Here is a 261-nt window from a genome sequence, read left to right on the forward strand (position 1 = left end):
GCATATGTACTCTGGAGGAATTCCCCAGGCCAGGCCTATGGTGATGGGACATGAATTCATGGGAATTGTTGAAGAAGTCGGACAGCACATCACCAACCTTAAAGTAGGAGACAGGGTAGTAGTGCCATTCCCGATTTCCTGCGGAAGCTGCTATTTCTGTCAGCATGATCTTCCGACTGCCTGCGAACACAGTAATCCTGAACATTATGGGCCGGAAGGAGGAATTGTCACCGATAAAGGTGGAGCACTCTTTGGCTATTC

1 protein-coding gene is annotated in these 261 nt (G+C 49.0%); it reads left to right on the forward strand.

All coding sequences use genetic code 11. From position 1 onward, the window contains the following. Positions 1-58: 58 nt before the first annotated feature. Positions 59-261, forward strand: a 203-nt coding sequence (locus ACPYOJ_RS35710; RefSeq protein ID WP_481420438.1) for an alcohol dehydrogenase catalytic domain-containing protein, incomplete at its 3' end; no start/stop codon positions are given.

This window comes from Rhizobium sp. SVR5-9E (genome assembly GCF_056755095.1).